The organism is Aerococcus sp. L_32, assembly GCF_050689315.1.
Window position 1 is genome coordinate 1 of the sequence record NZ_JBOEQF010000243.1, and the last position, 3,183, is coordinate 3,183.

Here is a 3,183-nt window from a genome sequence, read left to right on the forward strand (position 1 = left end):
CCATTAGGTACCTTTTCCTTCAAAAGTGCTGCCAGTACAGGAATAAATATAGTATAGAGAGGTTTGAAAAGCTGGATACCTAAGCATGTACGTTATACGTCTATATTAGTTGATTCAAAACTGACACTAAAAATTAGGGCTATCTTTATGCAATTAATTTTTTTATACGACGAATTTACAATTTAAGTGCAACAACAATAATAAAATAAAAAAAGATCCATAGTTTTCCTATAAAATAGATGTACCAACCGACTATTAGAAGGAGAAAGCTATGAATCCATACACACATCTTACCATGAATGAGCGAGAAACAATATTCCTAATGTATGAACAAGGCGAAACTATCGGGCATATGTCCGAGACCCTGGACCGTTCTAAATCGACTATCTCAAGAGAATTACATCGTAATTCAAACAAGGATGGTAGTTATTCACCGTCAACTGCTCATGGAGAGTATAAACATAGAAAACAACTATGTGGCAGACATCGTACGCTAGATAAAGACTCTATTTTCCAGTTGGTCAAACGGCTATTTCTCAACGAACAATGGTCTCCAGAACAAATTTCTGGTCGTTTGAACCTTGAAAATTCCACAAATAAAATCAGTTATAATACTATCTATCGTGCAATTTATCGTGGCGACTTCGATGAGCCTGGTTTATCAACCGGTAATCGAGGTGCTATCCGTAAATTAAGACACAGAGGTAAAACACGCCATTCTAAAAATCACGTAGAGAGAAGAGGAAAGATCCCTATCTCCAATACGATTCATGAACGACCAGATAGCGCTAATGAACGAACTGAGATTGGTCATTGGGAAGCAGATACAGTTGCAGGTCAAACTGGTAAAGCGTGCTTAGTAACGCTAGTTGATAGAAAATCTAGGTTATTACTAATCGGTAAATCTGAGAAGAAAGCTTCTAAGCCGGTAGTTGACCAAATGATTAAATTACTACAAGGTATTGATTCTAATTTTTGTAAAACCATTACACCTGACCGTGGTAAAGAATTCAGTCAACACGCCCGATTGACTGAGGAATTAAATAATACGCAAATTTATTTTCCGGATCCTCATGCCCCTTGGCAAAGAGGATCTAATGAGAATACAAATGGACTCCTTAGAGAGTACTCACCGAAAGGTGTTGATTTGACAGATGCAACTGATGAAGAGATACAAGGTTGGGCAACGAAATTAAATACACGTCCCAAAAAATGTTTGAATTGGAAAACACCTTATGAAATCTTTTATAAAACTGTGTTGCACTTAATTTGACAATTTAAGACTAAAAAAATGGAAGCGCTTTACAAGTTAGGAGGGGAGTTGGTGACTGTTCAAGATGTAGTTGAAATAGATATATGTTATAACGACTGTTTTATTGAGGTTTTTACTATTGAATATGGAGATTTAGAAAGTCTTATTCAAAGCTTAAAAAATGATAAGCAGAAAAGCTTTGTACTTAGTAACAAGATATTCTTTAAAAAAGATTTGAACTCAGTTTCTATAGTTGACCATGGATTAGGGTTTATTTTTACAGATGTTAACGACTAAAAATAGAAAAGGGTGGGTTAATAAATGAAAATCATTAGACTAATTTTTACTACAACATTACTTGCTTTAGGATTTAATTTTATAGTTAATGAGAATATTGTCGACAACAGGAATTAAGCCAAATTGCATGTATTAAAAAAGAGCTGACCAATCGGTCAACTCTCATAAAATTTAGTCTAACTTTTGGGGTCCACTATAGGTTAACCATCATGCTTTTTTATTTTTCAAATCACTTTGACAACCCCTTGATTGGCCCTTGCCTTAGAGTGCACTCTAAGGTGTATAGTTGTCCTAGACATGAGGAAAGCATCAAAGTTTCTCATATCTTGACGCAATGATCAAGGTTTTGCTAGGGGGTTTTAAATGAAAGTGTACTATTGTTAGTAGGTGCTGGTCAGTTAGGGATGGCCATTGCCCGTCGTGTCGGCTTTAACCATAAGATTCTAATTGGTGACAAAAAAATTGACAATGCCACCGCGATTGCAGATACTTTGGAGGGGGCTGGATTTGATATTGAAGCCACCGAAATTGATATTGCTGATAAGGATTCAATCGCCACTTTTATTGAAAAAGGGCAATCTTACGGAGAAATTGACCTGTTGATTAATGCTGCAGGGGTGTCCCCAAGTCAAGCATCCATTGAAACTATCCTTAAGGTAGATTTGTATGGGACAGCCGTTTTGCTAGAAGAAGTGGGCAAAGTCATCAAATCTGCTGGTGGTGGTGTCACTATTTCTAGTCAGTCAAGCTACCGGATGCCAGCCTTAACCGCCGAAGAGGACCGGTTACTGGCGACAGCACCAGTAGACCAATTGTTAGATTTAGACTTGTTCTAAACTGGCAATGTCAAGGACTCTTTCCATGCCTACCAATTGGCTAAAAGAGGAAACGGGTCATAGCTGAAGCCGTTATATAGGACAAAAAGGGTACCCGTATTAATGAGATTTCACCTGGTATTATTTTCACACCCTTAGCACTTGACTAATTTAACAACCCACGCGGCGATTTCTATAAAGATATGTTCGCGAAGAATCCAGCGGGTCGTCCAGGAACGGCGGATGAATTGGCTAATCTAGCGTCAATCTTAATGAGCAGTGATGGCGCCTTTATTACCGGATCAGATTTCTTGATTGACGGCGTGGCAACAGAAACTTTTCATTATGGCAGTTGATATAGCGAATAATCAAACGAAATCATTTTGATAAAGAATATTATAAAATCAGAAAGGGCGTAATAATATGAAAGCAGCAATTTTTAATGAACCAGGAAATATGACCGTCACTAACATGGACCGACCGCAAATTCAAGCACCACACGATGCCATTATCCGCGTTGTTCGTGCATGTGTTTGTGGATCCGACTTATGGTGGTACCGAGGTATTAATGATAAGGCTTCAGGCTCGCAAACAGGCCACGAAGCGATTGGAATTGTCGAAGAAGTTGGGGCAGCAGTTAAAAATGTCCAAGTAGGTGACTTTGTTATCGTACCATTTACCAATGGTTGTGGCCACTGCGCTGCATGTAAGGCAGGATTTGACGGCGATTGCACGACCTTTACAGGTGGCGCCTTAGGTTTCCAAGCTGAATACCTACGTTATGTATCAGGAGACTGGGGGCTTGTGAAAATTCCTGGA

Annotated in this window: 3 protein-coding genes and 1 pseudogene; all 4 read left to right on the forward strand. The window is 38.6% G+C overall.

The features are described 5' to 3' along the window. Nucleotides 1-271 precede the first annotated feature (271 nt). Nucleotides 272-1,273 (forward strand): IS30 family transposase, encoded by a 1,002-nt coding sequence (locus ACRCJ0_RS11135; protein ID WP_419971128.1) that lies wholly within the window; start codon nt 272-274, stop codon nt 1,271-1,273. A gap of 51 nt (nt 1,274-1,324) precedes the next feature. Then, the gene (locus tag ACRCJ0_RS11140; protein ID WP_431390472.1) at nt 1,325-1,549 is read left to right on the forward strand and encodes a hypothetical protein; all 225 of its coding nucleotides are present in this window, start codon (nt 1,325-1,327) and stop codon (nt 1,547-1,549) included. Between the two features lie 404 nt (nt 1,550-1,953). Next, nucleotides 1,954-2,720, forward strand: a pseudogene (locus ACRCJ0_RS11145) (SDR family oxidoreductase). A gap of 67 nt (nt 2,721-2,787) precedes the next feature. After that, nucleotides 2,788-3,183: alcohol dehydrogenase catalytic domain-containing protein (locus tag ACRCJ0_RS11150; RefSeq protein ID WP_431390473.1), on the forward strand; the 396-nt coding region annotated here is incomplete at its 3' end.